The following is a 17,845-nucleotide window of genomic DNA, read 5'->3' as shown; positions in this document are numbered from 1 at the left end:
GCAGGATCGCCAACGAACACGTCAACACTGCCAGATGCCGGGAGGCACCGTGGACCGCATGAAGGTCGTCACCCTCGTCGCCGACGGCGTCGCCCCCTTCGAGTTCGGCGTGCTCTGCGAGGTCTTCGGCCTCGACCGCAGCGCCGACGGCGGCCCGTCGTTCGAGCACCACGTCGTCACCGAGCGCCCGGGCGTCGTCGCCACGAACCAGGGCTTCGGCATCACCGTCCCCGACGGCCTCGAGGCGGCCGCCGACGCCGACGTCGTCTGCGTCCCGGCGCTCGGCAGCTACGGGGCCGACGGCACGCTCTCGCCGGCGGTGCGCGACCTGCTCGTCGACGCCGAGGCCCGCGGCGCCTGGCTGATCAGCGTCTGCAGCGGCGCCTTCGTGCTCGCCGACGCCGGAGTCCTCGAGGGCCGTCGCGCCACCACCCACTGGATGTACGCCGAGCGGCTGCAGCGCGAGCACCCCGGCACGACCGTCGACCCCGACGTGCTCTTCGTCGAGGACAGGAAGGTCATCACGAGCGCCGGCACCGCCGCCGGCATCGACGCGTGCCTGCACTTCGTCCGTCGCGTCGCCGGGGCCGCCGCCGCGAACGTCGTCGCCCGCCGCATGGTCGTGCCCGCGCACCGCGACGGCGGCCAGAGCCAGTTCATCGAGACGCCGCTGCCGAAGGAGGCCGACGCCTCGCTGACTCCCCTCACCGACTGGATGCTCGCGCACCTCGGCGAGGAGCAGACCGTCGAGGCCCTCGCCGCGCGGGCCCACATGTCGCCCCGCACCTTCGCCCGCCGGTTCAAGGCCGAGCTGGGCACGACGCCGGCCGCCTGGCTGACGAGGCAGCGCCTCCTGCGGGCACAGCACCTGCTCGAGGTGACCGGGCTCGGGCTCGACGCCGTCGCCGGGCAGGCCGGGTTCGGGTCGGCCGCCGTGCTGCGGCACCACTTCACGCGGGTGCTCGGGACGACGCCGCGCGCCTACCGGGCGACGTTCCGCGGGGCGGACGCGGCAGACGCCGCCTGACCGCCGCCTGCCCGCTGCCGCGACTGACGCAGCACGAGAGGCCTCGAATCGACCTCGCACGCGCGGGCGACATCGATTCGGGGCCTCTCGAGCGGCCGACCCGTGCGGGGAACCGCGGAGGCGCGAGCCGAGGAGGCGCGAGCCGGCCCCGCAGGACGGCGTCAGTGGAACTGCGGCACGATCAGCCACAGGCCGGCGAGCACGGCGGCGATGCCGACGGCGAAGCAGGCCGCACCCCCGACGGTGGCGGGGAGCGAGCGAGGGGCGGCGGGCGCTGCCGGGAGGCGACCGGCGCCTCCTGCGCGACCACCGCCTCCTGCGGGTGCAGCAGCTCCGGCGTCGCCGGCACCGCCCCCGGCACCGGCCCCGGCACCGGCCCCGGCCGACACCGGGCCGCCGGCGACGGCCTCGGTCGCCCCCGCGGCGAACAGCCGGATGCCGAGCGCGAAGAACGTGACGATGACGGCGGTCGCGGCGAGCGCCACGACGAAGACGACCACGAAGGCGCCCCAGTCCACCCCGAGGAACACGGTCACTCTCCCTGTCCGCGGGAGGCGCCGGCCGGCTGGGTCGCGGCGGGCGCCTCCTCGCTGTCGTTGACGGTCTCGTGCGTCACCGGGTGGCGACGGGCGAGGAACACGAAGGCAGAGCCCCCGGCGAGCGCGAGGACCGCGACGAGGACGAGCCCGACGGTGCTGGTGCTGGCGAGCCAGGCGCTGACGCCGCCGACGAGCGCCGCCGCGGGGAGCGTGATCACCCAGGCCGAGGCGATCTTGCCGACGACCCCCCAGTGCACGGTCGCGAGCTTCTTGCCGAGGCCCGCCCCGACGATCGAGCCGGAGGTGACCTGGGTCGTCGAGAGCGCGAAGCCGAGGTGCGACGAGATGAGGATCGTGGCGGCCGAGCTCGTCTCCGCCGCGAAGCCCTGCGGCGCCTGGACGTCGGTGATGCGCTTGCCGACGGTGCGCATGATCCGCCAGCCGCCGAGGTAGGTGCCGAGCGCGATCGCGAGCCCGCAGGCGAGGACGACCCAGAGCTGCGGCGTCGTGCCCGCGCCCTGGTAGCCGGCCGCGATGAGGGTGAGGGTGATGACGCCCATGGTCTTCTGCGCGTCGTTCGTGCCGTGGGCCAGCGAGACCAGGGAGGCGCTGATCGTCTGGCCGTGCCGGAACCCGGCGGTCGAGCCGCGCAGCGTCGCCTGCTTCGTGATGCGGTAGGCCGCGTAGGTGGCGACCAGCGCCACCGTGCCGGCGACCAGGGGCGAGATGAGCGCGGGCAGCACGACCTTCGAGAGGACGACGGCGAAGTCGACCGAGCCGACTCCGGCACCGATCACGGCGGCGCCGATCAGCCCGCCGAACAGGGCGTGCGACGAGCTCGAGGGCAGGCCGAGGTACCAGGTCGCGAGGTTCCAGATCACGGCGCCGACGAGGCCGGCGAAGATCATCGTCGGGGTGACCTGCACTCCCCCGTCGCCCTCGCGGATGATGCCGTTCGAGACGGTGCTCGCGACCTCGGTCGAGAGGAACGCCCCGACGAGGTTGAGCACGGCCGAGATCAGCACCGCCACCTTGGGCTTCAGGGCCCCGGTGGCGACGGAGGTGGCCATCGCGTTGGCCGTGTCGTGGAACCCGTTCGTGAAGTCGAACACGAGCGCCACGACGATCACCAGCGTGACCGTGACGAAGACGTCCATCGATGTCGCCCCTCTGTCGTCCGCTCCGGGGCAGGTCGCCGTCCGGAGGCAGGAGGCGCGCGTGCCGTCGCGGTGACGGGCGCTGCTCCTGCACCGGCGACGCTAGGCCGACGGGCGGGCCGCGTCGGTGAACAGCAGGAGAATCATGCACGGCGTGCACATGTCGAGCCGGCGGGCGCGGGTGCGGGTGCCTCTGTGCCCGCCGGAGGCGCGGGGCTGCGTCGAGTGGTCAGGAACTGTCCTCCAGGCAGGCCGGAAGGACAGTTGCTGACCACTCGCCAGGCGAACCGGACAGCCGGACAGCCGGACAGCCGGACAGCCCAGCCGGGCAGCCCGCCCCGGGTCAGGCCGAGTTCTTCCCGGCAGCCGACCACGACGAACCGCCGGCCTCGCCCCGCGGGCCGGCCTGGTGCCGCTCGGCGTCGGCCTGGGCGCGGACGCCTGCCCCCGGGTCGGACTCGTCGAGCCTGGCGGCCAGCGCGCGGTCCCGCCGGTCGCGGAGCATGATCGCGACGGTCACGGCGACGATGGCGAGCACGATCAGCGCGATGACGACTGTGGCGGTGTTCATGCAGTGTCCCCTCGACGGCGTCCGCCCACGCTACCGACGACCTCCGCCGCCGTCGAGGGCGGGGCGCCACCGGCCGCGGGGCGTGACCGCCGCCTCCTCGGCCCCTGGACGTCGACGCTGCCGCCTCCGTCTGCGGCTGTGGCTGTGGCTGTGGCTGTGGCTGTGGCTGTGGCACCATCACGACATGCCGCACCGCCCGCCCCCGCCGTTCGTCACCCCTGGCGACGAGACCGTCCCCGATGCCCAGGAGCTCCTGGACCGCTGGAACGCGCACTGGCCGGGCACGATCCCCTTGGGACACACGGTGCGCGACACCTCGGGCGAAGGGTGGGTGCGGTTCCACACGCTCACCCACGGGCGCCAGGTGATCCGTGACGGACGGGACAGGCGCGCGGCGTGGCGGCGCTGGATCCGGATCGTCTCGGACCTCCAGCACCTGACGGGCACGCCGCACGCCCTCGTGGTCGGTACGCCGTGGGAGCGTGCGAGCGAAGTGCGCGACCGGCAGGACACCGTGATCCCCGATCTGCGTCCGTGGGCGACCTTCCCCGACCAGGACGACGAGGACGACGACGTGCGGGAGTTCGCGTTCTCCGTGCAGCGACGAGACTTCGACGGGGAGGCGCTGGTCCGGTTCTTCCTCGTCGCGCACGACGGCGGCGGGGACGACCTCCTGATGCCCGAGGACATGTCCTGGGCCGTCTACGTCTACGACGGCGGCATCGACGTCATGACCCGCGACCCGGAGATCGCCCGACAGCTGGCTCAGTGGAACGTCCGCTGGCTGCCGCCCGAGGACTGGGTCGGCGTCTACTCCTGGAACCGCCCCTCGCGTCCTCGTGAGCGACGCCTGTACCGCGAGCTCGCCGACCGGGCATGGTGGGACGAACCAGACGACGAGGACGACTAGCCCGACGGTGAACCGGCAGGAAGTGCTCCTCCCGTCTGCGGGCGGAGCAGTTCGCGTCGGTTCGGCGGGTCGCCCGCACCGGCGGGGGCGGGGGCAGGGCTCATGGCTGGCTCATCGGAGCCGCAGGGGGTGCTCATCGACGACGCCGCGAAGGTGGGCGCATGAGCCGCATCCCCGAGCCCGAGTCCACCCCCGACGGCCCCGCCTGGGCGGGCCGCCTGCTCGACCGAGCCGACGAGGAGGTCGTCGACCAGGGCGTGGCGTTCGACGTCCGCACGCTGCTGAGCCGCCGCTCCGTGCTCGGCCTGATCGGGCTCGGCGCCGGCTCGCTGGCGCTGGCGGCGTGCACCAGCGTGACGGGCGCCTCCGGCGGGTCGTCGGGGTCGGGTGCGGGCAGCACCGCGACCGGCACGGCGACCGAAGGGGCAGGAGGCGCGGCCACGGCGGCCGGGGAGATCCCGGACGAGACGGCCGGCCCCTACCCCGGCGACGGGTCGAACGGCGTGGACGTGCTCGAGCGGTCGGGCATCGTCCGCAGCGACATCCGGTCGAGCATCGGCGGGGGCGCCACCGCCGACGGCGTCCCGATGAGCCTGCGGCTGACGGTGCTCGACACGGCCTCCGGCGACGTCGCGTTCGCCGGCGTCGCCGTCTACGTGTGGCACTGCGACGCCGCGGGCGGCTACTCGATGTACTCGGACGGCATCGAGGACGAGACCTACCTGCGCGGCGTCCAGGTCGCCGACTCGACCGGCACCGTCGCCTACACCTCGATCGTGCCCGCCTGCTACTCGGGCCGCTGGCCGCACGTCCACTTCGAGGTGTACCCGGACGTCGGCTCGATCACGGAGTCGACCTCGGCGATCGCGACGTCGCAGCTCGCCCTGCCCGAGGACGTCTGCCGCACGGTCTACGCGCTGCCCGCCTACTCGGGCTCGACCACGAACCTCGACCAGGTGAGCCTCGACGGCGACGGCGTGTTCGGCGACGACGGCGGGGCGCTGCAGCTCGCGACGGTGACGGGCGACGCCTCGGCCGGGTACGTCGTGTCGCTGACCGTGCGGGTCGACACCCGCACGACGCCCACGGCGGGCGCGGCGCCGTCGGGCGGCGGGGGCGGGAGCGCAGGAGGCGGCGGCACGCCTCCCGGGTCCCGCTAGCCGGAGGCGCGTGCGTGCCCTGAGGACCCGTCAGCCGGGCGCACGTCCGCACCCTCGGGACCCGCGCACACCCTCGTGCGCGCCGGAGGGTGCGCGCGGGTCTAGGGGGTGCGGACGAGGTCCGGGTGGGCGGCCGCGGGCGCAGGCGCAGCAGGCGCCGCGGCAGCCACCTGCGGGCCCGTGCGGAACGGCGTGCCGTTCAGGCGGCGGTCGCCCAGCGCCCGCTCGCGGTGGATCGCGGGGTTGTGCGACGCGATGGTGCGGGCGTTCCGCCAGTGCCGGTCGAGGGCACGGTCGGCGTCCACAGCGGAGGCGCCGCCCACCTCGAACAGAGCGGTCGCGGCCTCGAGGACGAGCGGCAGCACGACCTGCTGGGCCTCGAAGACCGTGGCCAGCGCCTCCTGGTAGTCGTCGTCCGAGGCGCGCGCGTCCGCCGCCTCCAGCGCCCGCACCGCGGACAGCGTCACCGCCTCGACCGCCGACGCGATGCTCGACAGCCGGCCGACGACGCCCTGCACGAGAGGGTCCTCGCGCGGCAGGGACACCCCCGCGACGCCGAACGTGCGGGTGCGGGGCCGGACGAAGTCCACGGCGTCGCGCAGCACCGCCCGGGCGATCCCCGTCTCGGCCGCGAGCAGCACGAGCTGGTACAGCGCCTGCGTGTAGGCGAGCGGGCGACGCTCGGCGTTGTCGCTCCAGGGCAGCACCTGGGCCGGGTCGACCGTGACGTCGTCGAAGACCGTCGTGCCGCTGCCGGTGAGGCGCTGGCCGAAGCCGCCCCAGTCGTCGAGGCGCGTGACGCCCGGCGCGTCGGCGCGCACGGCCAGCGCGACGGGCTCGTCGCCGCGGAGCGCCCCGACCCAGATCCAGTCGGCGTAGAGCGTGCCGGTGCTGTAGTACTTGCGCCCGTCGAGCCGGAGGCGGCCGTCGACCTCGGTCAGCCGCGTCGTCACGGCGGTCGCGTCGCCGCGCTCGGCCTGCGCGTTGCCGACGAGCACGTCGCCGGCCGCCAGCCGCTCGAGCCACTCGGTGCGGAGCGGCCCGTCCGGCTGCGCCCGCTGCGTCTCGACGAACGCGACGTGCCCGCGCAGCAGCTGCGGCAGGTTCGAGTCGGCCTCGCCGAGGCGCACGAGGAGGCGGAACTCCTGCTCGAGGGACGCACCCCAGCCGCCGTGCTCGACCGGCACCCGCAGGGCGCCGAAGCCGGCCCGGCGCAGCAGGTCGACCTCGTCGACGGGGAGGCGGCGGTCGCGCTCCCGGGCGACCGCGCCCGCCGCGATCTCGTCGACCAGGGGGCCGAAGACCGCCTCGATGCGGTCGTCGAGGTGGGGCGTGCCGGGGCCTGCCGTGGGGTCGCTCGTGCTGTCGGTCATGCGCTCCTTTGTGTCATGCCCGCGCCTCCTGCGACAGGGCCGACGACACATGACGACACGTCACGACACATGTCGCAAGAGTCCTCGCGGCGGGCTCCGCCGCCGTGACAGGGTCGGCAGCCATCACCCCGGCACCGGCCACAGCGACCGGCCCGCCGTCCACAGCACACCGCCCACCACCCCGAGGAGTCCCCGTGTCCGATCACGACGCACCGCAGTCCACGCCCGCCGCCGACCCGCCCGCCGGTGCGCCCGCCGGTGCTCCCGCCGGGCTCCGCGCCTCCCTCGACGACTCGCGCCGCAAGCGTCGCCGCGGCCTGCTCACCGGGCTCGGCGTCGTCGTCGCCGCGGCCCTCGTCGGCGGCGGCTTCTGGGCCGGCTCGGCCACCGCGGGAGCCGGCGACGGCGCCCAGGCGGCGACCGGCGGAGGCGCAGGAGGCGGCGGCGACCGGATCAGCGTGAAGATCGCCGGCAGCGGCGAGAGCGACCTGCAGGACGCCGTCAAGACCGTCGCGGCCGAGGACGGCCTCGACGTCACCTGGGTCAACTTCGACGACTGGACCCTGCCGAACTCGGCCCTCGTGGCCGGCGAGGTCGACGCGAACGCGTTCCAGCACACGGCGTTCCTCAGCGCGTACAACGTCGCCAACGACACCGACCTGACGCCGGTCTTCTCGACCACCATCACGCAGTGGGGCGTCTTCTCCGCGACGATCGACGACCTCGACGACCTCGGCCGGGGCGCGCGCATCGCGATCCCCGACGACGCGTCGAACGGTGCCCGGGCGCTGTTCATCCTGCAGGCCGCCGGGCTGATCGAGCTCGGCCCGGACGTCGGCGTCTACCCGACGGTCGACGACGTCGTGTCGAACGACCTCGGCCTCGAGTTCGTCCCGATCGGCGCGACGACGATCCCCACCCAGTTCGACGACCCGAGCCTCGACGCGGTCGTGGTCGGCACCTCCTACTTCGACCCGTCGCAGCAGATCGACGCCGAGGACGCGCTCTACCTCGACGACTCGCTCAGCGACGAGTCGCGGCCCTACGTCAACGCGGTCGTGACCAGGGCCGACGACGCCGACGACGAGGCCTGGACGAGGCTGGCCGACGCCTACGCCGACCCGCGCGTCGCAGCCGCCCTGGAGAAGGAGTCGTTCGGGAACACGGTGCTCGTCGACGTCTCGGCGGCCGACCTGCGCAGCACCCTCGCCGACCTCGAGACCGCCGCCCGCGAGCTGACCTCGTGACCGCGGACCCGGTCGTCTCGTTCGAGCACGTCTCGAAGTCGTACACGGTGCAGGGGCGCCGGTTCGACGCCCTCCGCGACGTCAGCCTGGAGGTGGCGCGCGGCGAGGTCTTCGGCATCGTCGGCTACTCCGGAGCCGGCAAGTCGACGCTGCTGCGCACCGTGAACGCCCTCGAGCGGCCGACGAGCGGCCGGGTCGTCGTCGACGGCCGCGAGGTCTCGGCGCTCCGCGGGAAGGAGCTCTACGCGGCCCGACGCCGGATCGGGATGATCTTCCAGCAGTTCAACCTGCTCTCGTCGCGCACCGTCTACGGCAACGTCGCCTACCCCCTGCGCCTCTCGGGGCTGTCGCGCGACGAGACGGTCGACCGGGTCGAGGAGCTGCTCGACTTCGTCGGGCTCAGCGAGAAGGCGCTCGAGTACCCGGCCACGCTGTCGGGCGGCCAGAAGCAGCGCGTCGGCATCGCCCGCGCGCTGGCGAACCGCCCCGACGTGCTCATCTCGGACGAGGCGACGAGCGCCCTCGACCCGCAGACCACCGGCGAGGTGCTCGACCTGCTGCGCCGGGTCAACGACGAGTACGGCCTGTCGATCTTGCTCGTCACCCACGAGATGGACGTCATCCGCGAGCTCGCCGACAGCGTCGCCGTGATGCAGGGCGGCGAGGTCGTCGAGACCGGCTCCGTCTACGACCTGTTCGCCGACCCGCAGCACCCCACGTCGCGGCGGTTCGTGTCGTCCGTGCTGCACCACGAGGCGACGCCCGGCGTCCTCGAGCGCATCCGCAGGGTGCACACGGGACGCATCGTCCGCCTCCACGTCGAGGACCGCGAGTCGAACGACCCGTTCCTCTCCCGCGTCGCTCGCACCCACGGCGTCGACTTCAACGTCGTCTACGGCGGCGTCAGCGAGCTGCAGTCCCGGCTGTTCGGCGACCTCACGGTCGAGCTGCTCGGCGACGACGCAGCGATCGACGCGGCCGTCGTCGACCTGCGCCGCACCACGAGCGTGACGGAGGTGGTCGCCGGTGCGTGACATCGAGCCGGCCGTGCTCTGGCCCAAGATCTGGACCGCGCTGCTCCAGACACTGCAGATGGTGACGGTGTCGTTCGTCCTGGCGACCGTCCTCGGCGTCGTGCTGGGGCTGGTGCTCTACTCGACCCGACGCGGCAACCTGCTGCAGAACGCCGCGGTCTTCACGACCCTGAACGCGGTCATCAACGTGATCAGGCCGATCCCGTTCATCATCCTGATCGTCGCCATCTCGCCGCTGACCCGCGTCGTGATCGGCACGAGCATCGGCACGGGCGCCGCCATCTTCGCGCTGACGATCGTCGCGACCTTCTCGATCGCGCGCATCGCCGAGACGAACCTCGTCGCGGTCGACCGCGGATCGGTGGAGGCGGGCGCCGCGATGGGAGCGTCGCCCCTGCGGGTGCTCGTCACGATCGTCGTGCCGGAGGCGCTCGGCCCGCTCGTGCTCGGCCTCACCTACATCTTCGTCGCCCTGGTCGACGCGACCGCGGTCGCCGGCCTCGTCGGGGGCGGCGGACTCGGCAACCTCGCCATCACCTACGGCTACCAGCGCTTCGACACGTTCGTCATGGTGACCGTGATCGTGCTGATCATCGTGCTGGTGCAGGTGGCGCAGCTGCTCGGCAACGTGGTCGCCCGCAAGGTGCTGCACGAGACGGCGACCGCCTGAGCCCTGCAGGAGGCGCCGCCTCCTAGCCGGGGAGGCGCCCGGCGAGCAGCGCGTACAGCAGCGGCACCGCGGAGGCGGCCATCAGCACGGTGCCGAGCACGTCGCCGTCGGCCCGCAGCACCGCGCCGGCGATCAGCAGCCCGCCGAACAGGACCGCGGCCAGCACGCGCCGGGCCGTCCGCTCGATGCGGCCGAGCTGCCGCTCGATGCGGGGGCTGCCGACCTCGAGCGTGCCGTCCTCGAGGCGGCCGACGAGGTGGTCGAGCCGGCCGGGCAGCCGGGCGGCGACGCCGACCGCGTCGGCCGCTCGTCGCGCGACGTCCTGCACGGCGTTGCCGCGCTCGTCGCGCACGAGCCGGGCCGCGTAGGGCTCGACCGAGTCCCAGAGGTTGAAGACCGGGTCGAGGGCGCTGGCCACGCCGGAGGTGAGGGTCACCGCCCGCAGGACGAGCAGGAAGTCCTCGGGCAGCTGGAACGGCAGCGACCGGATCAGGTCGCCGAACTGCCCGGCGAACTCGCGGTACTCGCGCGGGTCGACCTCGCGCAGCTCGGCGAAGCCCATGCCGCCGAAGCGGGCGAACGTGGCGGTGACGGCGCGCTCGAGGCCGACCGTGTCGGCGGTGGGCAGCAGCACGCCGAGGTCGCGCATGGCGTTCACCATGCCGCTGCCGTCGCGCGACGCGGCCGCGATGAGCAGCTGACGGAGGCCGTTCCGGGTGCCGGTGGGCACCTCCCCCATCATCCCGAAGTCGATGAAGGTGAGCCGCCACGGGCGCTCGCCTTCGGCGGCCTCGACGGGCGTGACGAAGATGTTGCCGGGGTGCGGGTCGGCGTGGAAGAAGCCGTTGCCGAAGAGCTGGTCGAACATGACCGCGGCGAACACCGGGGCGACCTCGGCAGGGTCGATGCCGGCGGCGCGGAGGCCCTCGGCGTCGGTGATCTTGATGGCGGAGACGTCCTCGAGCACGAGGACGCGGCGGGTGGATCGCTCCCACACGACGTCGGGCACGCCGACACGGTCGTCGTCGGCGAAGTCGGCGGCGAAGCGGGCCGAGTTGGCGGCCTCGTGCAGGTAGTCGATCTCCTCGAGGCTGGTGCGGGCGAACTCCTCGACGAGGGCAGGGGCGTCGACGCGGTCGTAGACGAGGCGGACGTGGCTCAGCCAGCCGCCGACCTTGCGGAGCGCGGCGAGGTCGACGTCGACGATGCGGTCGATGCCGGGGCGCTGCACCTTGAGCACCACGTCGCGGAGACCGGTGTCGGCCGAGTCGACCGGGCCGAGGACGGCGCGGTGCGCCTGGCCGAGGGAGGCGGCCGCGATCGGCTCGGGGGACACGGAGGCGAAGACCCGGTCGAGCGACATGCCCAGCTCGGCCTCGGCGAGCGCCCGGATCTCGGGGAAGGGCACGGGCGTGACCTCGTCCTGCAGCCCCTCCAGCTCTTTGGTGATCTCGGGCGGGAGCACGTCGAGGCGCGACGACAGGTACTGGCCGACCTTGATCATCAGGCCGCCGAGGTCGAGCGCGAGGCCGTGGAAGCCGCGGGCGAAGCGCTGCATCCGCCGGGCGCGGGTGCGCTCGGCGACCCAGCGGAGCCCGAACCGGGGCAGCACGAGCTCGAACCACCACGTCACCGCGAGGTGGCGGGACGCGAACCGCAGGATGCGGCGGTACCGGGCGCGGCCGGCGCGGTCGCGCACCGTGGGGTCGCGGTCACGTGCCACGGAGCTGCGGTCGCGCTCGGCGGCGCCGCGGTCTCCGGCCGCGGAGCTGGCCTCGTCGGGACGGGGCGACGCCACCCGCGTCAGTCTCGAGCGAGGATCGAGTAGATGCGCCGGCGTGCCTCGTCGAGGACCGCCACCGCCTCGTCGACCTGTGCGGAGGTGCCGGTGCGGCCGATCTGGGCGGTCGCGCGGGCGAGCTCGACGCCGGCCTTGGGCAGGGCGGTGCGACGGTCGCCGGAGGAGCGCGGGGCGGCCCACGGGTCGGAGGGGTCGACGCCGGCGGCGGCGCGGCCCGAGTCGGTGAGCGACCAGACCTTGCGGCCGTCGGTCTCCTCGGCGACGATCAGGCCCTCGTCGGCGAGGAGCTGCAGCGTCGGGTAGACGGAGCCGGCGCTGGGCTTCCAGTCGCCGCCGCTGCGCTCGTCGATCTCGTGGATGATCTGGTAGCCGTGCATGGGCCGCTCGCCGAGCAGGGCGAGGATCGCCGCGCGGACCTCGCCGCGCGGGGCGCGGGCGCCGTCACGACGGTCGAAGGTGGAGCGGAGCTGGTCCATCGCCTGCCACATCCCGTCGAGGTCCATGCCGAAGGTGCCGGGTGTGCGCGAGGTGCCCATGATGATCTCCTGTCGAGGGTCGAGCGATGCCCGAACGATATACCTCGGGCCTCGACGGGAGCGGGGCTGGCGCCCAGGGTCGGCGAGCGTGCGCCTTCGTGCCGCGTCCGTGCCGCGTCCGCGCGCCGAGTGGTCCGTTCCGGTCGGTGCCGACGCTCTGAGGGACAGGAACCGACCACTCGACGCGGTCGTCCCGGGACTCGGGGCTGCGGTCAGCGACGCGGACGGGTCGGCCGGGACCACCGGCCGCGACGCAGGGCCCGACGGAGCCGCTCGACGGCGTGTTCCGCGTCCGCGTTGCCGACGTCCTGGAACGAGCCCATGCCGCCTCGCCAGAGGGCGAGCGCGTCCCGGGACGCGACGCGCACCTCCTGCGCGGTCACGAGGCCGGCGAAGAGATCGCCGAGCTGGGCTGCGACCGAGACACGGGCGTCGTCGTGGCCGAGCGTCGCCACGGTTCGCAGCTCGTCGACCGCACCGAGGATCTCCGCACGGACGACGTCGACGTTCTTTCCCTTGCCCCCCATGCACGCGATCCTAGGAGGCGGTCGTCCCCGGCATGATCGACACATGGACGACACCCCTGCGATCAGCCCCTCCCTCCGCCCGGCCACGACCGCCGACGCCGAGGCGTGCGTCGCACTCTGGGTCGCAGCCTGCGCGGACCGGGACGGCCAGGCGTTCCCCGGCGTCGCCGAGCGGGCGCGCCCGAAGTTCGACCGCAGCACCAGCTGGTTCGTCGCGGAGCAGGTCGACGGCACGCTCGGCGGGTTCGTCCTGGCGACGGCGCCGGGGAGCGGCCTGCCGTCCGACCCGACGGATGCTGCAGTCCTGGGGCTTCTCGCCGTCGCACCGGCCGCGCAGGGGCAGGGTCTCGCCCGGGCGCTGATCCGTCACGTGACGGATCAGCTCGCCGAGCTCGGGCACACGCGGGTCGTGCTGCACGCGCTGCTCGACAACGCGGCGGCGCTCCGCCTCTACGAGAGCGAGGGCTGGGAGGCGGTCGGCGAGCCGTTCGAGCACTCGCTGCTCGGTCGCCCGATGCGGACATACGGGCGGGACCTGCCGATCCAGGAGGTCGTTGGACTCGAGTCCTCAATGAGGAGAGCCGGGCGTGCAGGGCACGTCGAACCGTCGTGTTGACAATATAAGTGAGCGTGCTCATTATTGAGTCGAGTCGACCTCGATGGTCGACGCAGCGAACCACCGACCATCAGGAGTCAGCACCATGCGAGCCTTCGTCTTCGACGCGTACAGGAAGCCGCTGCACGAGGCCGACGTGCCCGAGCCGACCGTCGGCGACCACGACGTGCTCGTCCAGGTCGCCGCAGCGGGCCTGAACCACCTCGACGCGAAGATCCGCGAGGGCGAGTTCAGGCTGATCCTCCCGTACCAGGCGCCCCTGGCCCTCGGCCACGACCTGGCCGGCACGGTCATCGAGGTCGGCGGCTCGGTCCGCAGTCTGAAGCCCGGCGACGCCGTCTTCGCCCGGCCCCGCGACCACCGCATCGGCACCTTCGCCGAGCGGATCGCCGTCGCCGAGCCCGACGTCGCCCTCGCGCCGACCTCGATCAGCACCGTCGAGGCCGCGTCGCTGCCCCTCGTCGCGCTGACCGCCTGGCAGGCCCTCGTCGAGCGCGGGAACGTGCAACCGGGCCAGAAGGTGCTGATCCACGCAGGCTCCGGAGGGGTCGGCACCATCGCCATCCAGCTCGCTAAGCACCTCGGCGCGCACGTCGCGACCACCGCCTCCTCGTCGAGCGCCGAGTTCCTCCGCGAGCTCGGCGCCGACGTCGTCGTCGACCACCGCACCCAGGACTTCGAGGAGGAGCTGTCCGGCTACGACCTCGTGCTCGACAGCCTCGGCGGCAAGAACCTCGCGAAGTCGCTCCGCGTGCTCCGCCCCGGCGGCCTCGCGATCGGCATCCAGGGCCCGCCCACCCCCGCCTTCGCGAAGGCCGCCGGCCTGAACCCGGTCGTGCGCCTCGCGATAGCCGGGCTGAGCCGGACGGTGCGCGCCCAGGCGAAGAGGCTCGGGGTCCGCTACGAGTTCCTCTTCATGCGCGCCGACGGCGACCAGCTCCGCGAGATCGCCGCGCTCGTCGACGCGGGCGCCATCCGCCCGGTCGTCGGCGCGACCCACCCGTTCGCCGAGACGGCAGCCGCCCTCGACGACCTCGGGAAGACCCGCATCCGAGGCAAGGCCGTCGTCACCCTCCCGTAGGTCAGCGCGGCATGACGACCTCGAGCTGGCGGCGCACCCCCGCGACGATCTCGTCGTCGGGGACGGACTCGTCGACCGCCGACGACATCGCGAGCATCATGACCGCCGACACCACGTGCGCGAGCGCGGCCGCGTCGGAGGGCGTCGCCGAGGTGAGGCGCTCCACGATCCCGGCCACCGCCTCCTCGGTCCTGGCCACGATCGCGAGCGCCTCCGCGTGGTGCGGCTCCGTCGCGTCGCCGAACGCCATCTCGCGGAGGTAGGTGCGGCCGTTCTCGACCTGGGCCCGGTTGCAGTGCACGATCGGCTCGAGGACGGCGACGACCGCGTCGAGCGCGGTCGAGGCGGCCGAGGAGGCGCGGATCCCCTCGTCGAGGGACCGCGCGTACGCCGCGTTCTGCGCCAGCAGCAGCAGCTCGCCCTTCGTGCGGGCGTAGAGGAACAGCGTGCCGGCGCCGACGTCGGCCGCCTCGGCGATCTGCTGCGTCGTCACCTCGTCGACCCCGTGCCGGGAGAACAGGTCGGACGCGGCGCGCGTGATGCGCTCGAGCTTCTCCTGCTTGTTGCGCTCGCGCCGGCCGAGCGGCGGGGCTGACGGCGTCATTCGGATCTCCTGAGACGGACACTGGTCGGAATAGAAACTGACTAAACTCAATTATGACGTGAGTCACCTACGGCGACTCGGTCTCGAGCCGCCTCATCCTCGCACCACCTCGGAAGGAACACCCATGACCGACATCACCGGCTCCGTCGTCCTCGTCACCGGAGCGAACGGGGGCATCGGCACCCGCTTCGTCGAGGCCGCCCTCGCCCGCGGCGCCGCCAAGGTCTACGCCACCGCCCGCACCCCGCGCACCTGGGACGACGAGCGCGTCGTGCCCCTCACCCTGGACGTGACCGACGCCTCCTCGATCGCGGCCGTCGTCGAGGCCGCGCCCGACGTGACCGTCCTCGTCAACAACGCCGGGGCGAACGCCCCCACGCCGGGCATCCTCAGCCACACCGACGACGAGATCCGCGCGAACGTCGAGACCAACTTCCTCGGACCGCTGTTCCTCGCCCGGGCCTACGCACCCCTCCTCTCGGCCCACGGCGGCGGCACCGCGATCATCGACATCCACTCCGCCCTGTCCTGGTACGCCGTCGCCGGCATCTACTCGGCGACGAAGGCCGCGCTCTGGTCGGCCACCAACTCGCTGCGCCTCGAGCTGCACCCCGCGGGCGTGCAGGTCGTCGGCGTGCACGTGGGCTACGTCGACACCGCCATGGCCGCCGGCGTCACCGACGCCAAGACCGACCCGGCCGCGCTCGTCGCCGACGTCCTCGACGCCCTCGAGGCCGGCGAGCACGAGGTGCTCGCCGACGAGACCTCTCGCCAGGTGCGGGCGGCGCTCTCGGCACCGCTCGAGGCGCTGTACCCGCAGCTCGCGAAGGCCTGATCCAGGAAGTCGGGGGGCTCGGGTCCTGAGTCGTGCACGACTCAGGACTGCGAGTCCCCCCCGGTGCGAGGATCAGGACAGATGTTCCTGAATGAGGAGAGCGAGGAGAGCAGGAGGCGGGCGTCGAGCCGGGTGGCCTAGACTGCGGTCCGACAGTTCGTCTGGCCACGCTCTCTGTGGTCGACGCGACCACGCCAGTGGACGCAACGGACGCCTCCGCCGAAACCCACACGGGCGGCGAGGCGGATCGCCACGTGGTCGATCTCGACGGCGCTCGACAGCGAGTCGCCGACCGAGACCTGAGCCTCCTTCGCCGGTCCCGCCACAGCGGGCCGGGCAGCCCGCCGAGCGGGTCGACGCCGGCAGAACACCGACACCTCCGTGCGGGCACACCTCGCGCGACTCCCCCACAGAAAGCGGCCAGCATGCCGAACGTAGCGACCAAGCACTCCCTCGACCTCAAGAAGCCCCAGCCCCTGAAGCGCGGCGCCCTGCGCGTCACCCCGCTCGGCGGCCTCGGCGACGTCGGGCGCAACATGACCCTCTTCGAGCACAAGGGCAAGCTCGTCGTCGTCGACTGCGGCGTGCTCTTCCCGGAAGAGACGCAGCCCGGCATCGACGTGATCCTGCCCGACTTCACGCCGCTGCGCGACCGCCTGAAGGACGTCGAGGCCATCGTGCTGACGCACGGCCACGAGGACCACATCGGAGGCGTGCCCTACCTCCTCAAGGAGCGCCCCGACATCCCCCTGGTCGGCTCGAAGCTCACCCTCGCCTTCATCACGGCGAAGCTGCAGGAGCACAAGATCACGCCGATCACCCACGAGGTCGCCGCGGGCGACCACCACCAGGCCGGCTCGTTCGACCTCGAGTTCGTGGCCGTGAACCACTCCATCCCCGACGGCCTCGCCGTCGCGCTCCGCACGAGCGCCGGCCTCGTGCTGCACACGGGCGACTTCAAGATGGACCAGTTCCCGATGGACAAGCGGATCACCGACCTCAACCACTTCGCCCGCCTGGGCGACGAGGGCGTCGACCTGTTCATGACCGACTCGACCAACGCCGAGGTCCCCGGCTTCACGACGGCCGAGAAGGACCTGGGCGCCGCGATCGACCGCGTCTTCCGCGAGGCGCCGAAGCGCATCGTCGTGTCGAGCTTCGCCAGCCACGTGCACCGCATCCAGCAGGTTCTCGACACCGCCCACAAGCACGGCCGCAAGGTCGCCTTCGTCGGCCGCTCGATGGTCCGCAACATGGGCATCGCCTCCGACCTCGGCTACCTGAACATCCCCAAGGGCCTGGTCGTCGACCTCAAGCAGCTCAGCAAGATGCAGGACAACAAGATCGTCCTGATCTGCACCGGCTCGCAGGGCGAGCCGATGGCGGCGCTGTCGCGCATGGCGAACCGCGAGCACATCATCAAGGTCGGCGAGGGCGACACGATCCTCCTCGCGAGCTCGCTCATCCCCGGCAACGAGAACGCGATCTACGGCGTCATCAACAGCCTGATCCGCTGGGGCGCCACCGTCGTGCACAAGGGCAACGCCAAGGTGCACGTCTCCGGCCACGCCAGCGCCGGCGAGCTGACGTACTGCTACAACATCGTCAAGCCCAAGAACGTCCTCCCCGTGCACGGCGAGTGGCGCCACCTGACGGCCAACGCCGACCTCGCGATCGCCACCGGCGTCGCCGAGGACCGCGTGCTCGTCGTCGAGGACGGCGTGGTCGTCGACCTCGACCGCGGCCGCGCCAGCATCGCCGGACGCATCCCCGCGCCCTACGTGTTCGTCGACGGTGCCACGATCGGCGTCGCCACCGAGGACGCCCTCAAGGACCGCCTGTCGCTCGCCGAGGAGGGCCACATCACGGTGCTCGGCATCTTCGACCTCGCGACGCAGAAGCTGGTCGAGCCCGTCGAGTTCATCCCGCGCGGCTTCGTCGAGGCCGTCGGCTGGGAGGACCAGGCCGAGGACGTCGCGGCCAAGGCCCTCGAGCAGGCCACCGCTCGCGGCCACGTCGACGGCGAGGCCGCCGAGCGCGCCATCGAGGACGGCCTGAGCCGCTGGTTCTTCCGTCGCCACCGTCGCACGCCGGTCATCACGACGGTCGTCATCGACGCCGACTGACCTTCCCCGGCCCTGACGGGCCGTGAACCGA

Annotated in this window: 18 protein-coding genes; 10 read left to right on the top strand and 8 right to left on the bottom strand. The window is 73.0% G+C overall.

All coding sequences use genetic code 11. The features are described 5' to 3' along the window. Nucleotides 1-58: 58 nt before the first annotated feature. Nucleotides 59-1,027: a GlxA family transcriptional regulator gene (locus ITJ48_RS15360; RefSeq protein WP_194614311.1), complete on the top strand. Its 969-nt coding sequence runs from the start codon at nt 59-61 to the stop codon at nt 1,025-1,027. A 161-nt stretch (nt 1,028-1,188) separates the two neighbouring features. Here ITJ48_RS15360 and ITJ48_RS15355 read toward each other — a convergent pair whose 3' ends face one another. The 3 genes from ITJ48_RS15355 to ITJ48_RS15345 all read right to left on the bottom strand — a co-directional run bounded on the left by ITJ48_RS15355 (nt 1,189) and on the right by ITJ48_RS15345 (nt 3,294). Continuing rightward, entirely contained in the window at nt 1,189-1,557 is a 369-nt protein-coding gene (locus ITJ48_RS15355; protein ID WP_228506934.1) for a peptidase, read from the bottom strand. A gap of 2 nt (nt 1,558-1,559) precedes the next feature. Beyond that, entirely contained in the window at nt 1,560-2,723 is a 1,164-nt protein-coding gene (locus ITJ48_RS15350) for an inorganic phosphate transporter (protein ID WP_192170212.1), read from the bottom strand. Nucleotides 2,724-3,066: 343 nt separating this feature from the next. Next, the gene (locus ITJ48_RS15345) at nt 3,067-3,294 is read right to left on the bottom strand and encodes a FeoB-associated Cys-rich membrane protein (RefSeq protein WP_194614309.1); all 228 of its coding nucleotides are present in this window, start codon (nt 3,292-3,294) and stop codon (nt 3,067-3,069) included. Nucleotides 3,295-3,478: 184 nt separating this feature from the next. Here ITJ48_RS15345 and ITJ48_RS15340 point away from each other — a divergent pair, with 184 nt between their 5' ends. After that, the gene (locus tag ITJ48_RS15340) at nt 3,479-4,204 is read left to right on the top strand and encodes a hypothetical protein (protein WP_194614308.1); all 726 of its coding nucleotides are present in this window, start codon (nt 3,479-3,481) and stop codon (nt 4,202-4,204) included. A 161-nt stretch (nt 4,205-4,365) separates the two neighbouring features. Beyond that, nucleotides 4,366-5,364: a 3,4-dioxygenase subunit beta gene (locus tag ITJ48_RS15335; RefSeq protein ID WP_194614307.1), complete on the top strand. Its 999-nt coding sequence runs from the start codon at nt 4,366-4,368 to the stop codon at nt 5,362-5,364. Nucleotides 5,365-5,465: 101 nt separating this feature from the next. On the opposite strand, the gene ITJ48_RS15330 is transcribed toward ITJ48_RS15335, so the two are convergent. Continuing rightward, nucleotides 5,466-6,737 (bottom strand): acyl-CoA dehydrogenase, encoded by a 1,272-nt coding sequence (locus ITJ48_RS15330; protein ID WP_194614306.1) that lies wholly within the window; start codon nt 6,735-6,737, stop codon nt 5,466-5,468. A gap of 194 nt (nt 6,738-6,931) precedes the next feature. On the opposite strand from ITJ48_RS15330, the gene ITJ48_RS15325 reads away from it, so the two are divergent. Genes ITJ48_RS15325 through ITJ48_RS15315 form a run of 3 tightly spaced genes read left to right on the top strand, consistent with a single transcriptional unit; the run spans nt 6,932 to nt 9,688 of the window. Next, nucleotides 6,932-7,984 (top strand): MetQ/NlpA family ABC transporter substrate-binding protein, encoded by a 1,053-nt coding sequence (locus tag ITJ48_RS15325; RefSeq protein ID WP_194614305.1) that lies wholly within the window; start codon nt 6,932-6,934, stop codon nt 7,982-7,984. Further along, entirely contained in the window at nt 7,981-9,018 is a 1,038-nt protein-coding gene (locus ITJ48_RS16805) for an ATP-binding cassette domain-containing protein (protein WP_194614304.1), read from the top strand. Before ITJ48_RS15325 ends, ITJ48_RS16805 begins: the two co-directional genes overlap by 4 nt. Further along, nucleotides 9,011-9,688 (top strand): methionine ABC transporter permease, encoded by a 678-nt coding sequence (locus ITJ48_RS15315; RefSeq protein ID WP_233569182.1) that lies wholly within the window; start codon nt 9,011-9,013, stop codon nt 9,686-9,688. Before ITJ48_RS16805 ends, ITJ48_RS15315 begins: the two co-directional genes overlap by 8 nt. A 22-nt stretch (nt 9,689-9,710) precedes the next feature. On the opposite strand, the gene ITJ48_RS15310 is transcribed toward ITJ48_RS15315, so the two are convergent. The 3 genes from ITJ48_RS15310 to ITJ48_RS15300 form a co-directional block, all read right to left on the bottom strand. Next, nucleotides 9,711-11,411, bottom strand: a complete 1,701-nt coding sequence (locus ITJ48_RS15310) for an AarF/UbiB family protein (protein ID WP_194614522.1) — start codon at nt 11,409-11,411, stop codon at nt 9,711-9,713. Nucleotides 11,412-11,491: 80 nt separating this feature from the next. Then, nucleotides 11,492-12,025: a PadR family transcriptional regulator gene (locus tag ITJ48_RS15305; protein WP_228506932.1), complete on the bottom strand. Its 534-nt coding sequence runs from the start codon at nt 12,023-12,025 to the stop codon at nt 11,492-11,494. A gap of 212 nt (nt 12,026-12,237) precedes the next feature. Continuing rightward, the gene (locus tag ITJ48_RS15300) at nt 12,238-12,552 is read right to left on the bottom strand and encodes a hypothetical protein (RefSeq protein ID WP_194614303.1); all 315 of its coding nucleotides are present in this window, start codon (nt 12,550-12,552) and stop codon (nt 12,238-12,240) included. A gap of 43 nt (nt 12,553-12,595) precedes the next feature. On the opposite strand from ITJ48_RS15300, the gene ITJ48_RS15295 reads away from it, so the two are divergent. Next, nucleotides 12,596-13,168 (top strand): GNAT family N-acetyltransferase, encoded by a 573-nt coding sequence (locus tag ITJ48_RS15295; protein WP_194614302.1) that lies wholly within the window; start codon nt 12,596-12,598, stop codon nt 13,166-13,168. An 85-nt stretch (nt 13,169-13,253) separates the two neighbouring features. Further along, on the top strand, nt 13,254-14,249 hold the full coding sequence (locus ITJ48_RS15290; protein WP_194614301.1) for an NADP-dependent oxidoreductase: 996 nt from the start codon (nt 13,254-13,256) through the stop codon (nt 14,247-14,249). Nucleotide 14,250: 1 nt separating this feature from the next. Here the strand turns inward: ITJ48_RS15290 and ITJ48_RS15285 are convergent, their stop codons facing one another. Beyond that, a complete protein-coding gene (locus ITJ48_RS15285) occupies nt 14,251-14,853 on the bottom strand; it encodes a TetR/AcrR family transcriptional regulator (protein WP_194614300.1) in 603 nt (200 codons plus the stop codon). 124 nt (nt 14,854-14,977) lie between these two features. Here ITJ48_RS15285 and ITJ48_RS15280 point away from each other — a divergent pair, with 124 nt between their 5' ends. Next, the gene (locus ITJ48_RS15280; RefSeq protein WP_194614299.1) at nt 14,978-15,688 is read left to right on the top strand and encodes an SDR family oxidoreductase; all 711 of its coding nucleotides are present in this window, start codon (nt 14,978-14,980) and stop codon (nt 15,686-15,688) included. Between the two features lie 425 nt (nt 15,689-16,113). Next, nucleotides 16,114-17,814, top strand: coding sequence for a ribonuclease J (locus tag ITJ48_RS15275; protein WP_194614298.1), 1,701 nt, complete (start codon nt 16,114-16,116; stop codon nt 17,812-17,814). Nucleotides 17,815-17,845 lie beyond the last annotated feature (31 nt).

Source organism: Frigoribacterium sp. VKM Ac-2530, assembly GCF_015350835.1.
Lineage (GTDB): Bacteria > Actinomycetota > Actinomycetes > Actinomycetales > Microbacteriaceae > Frigoribacterium.
This window is presented reverse-complemented; position numbering and strand designations above follow the sequence as displayed.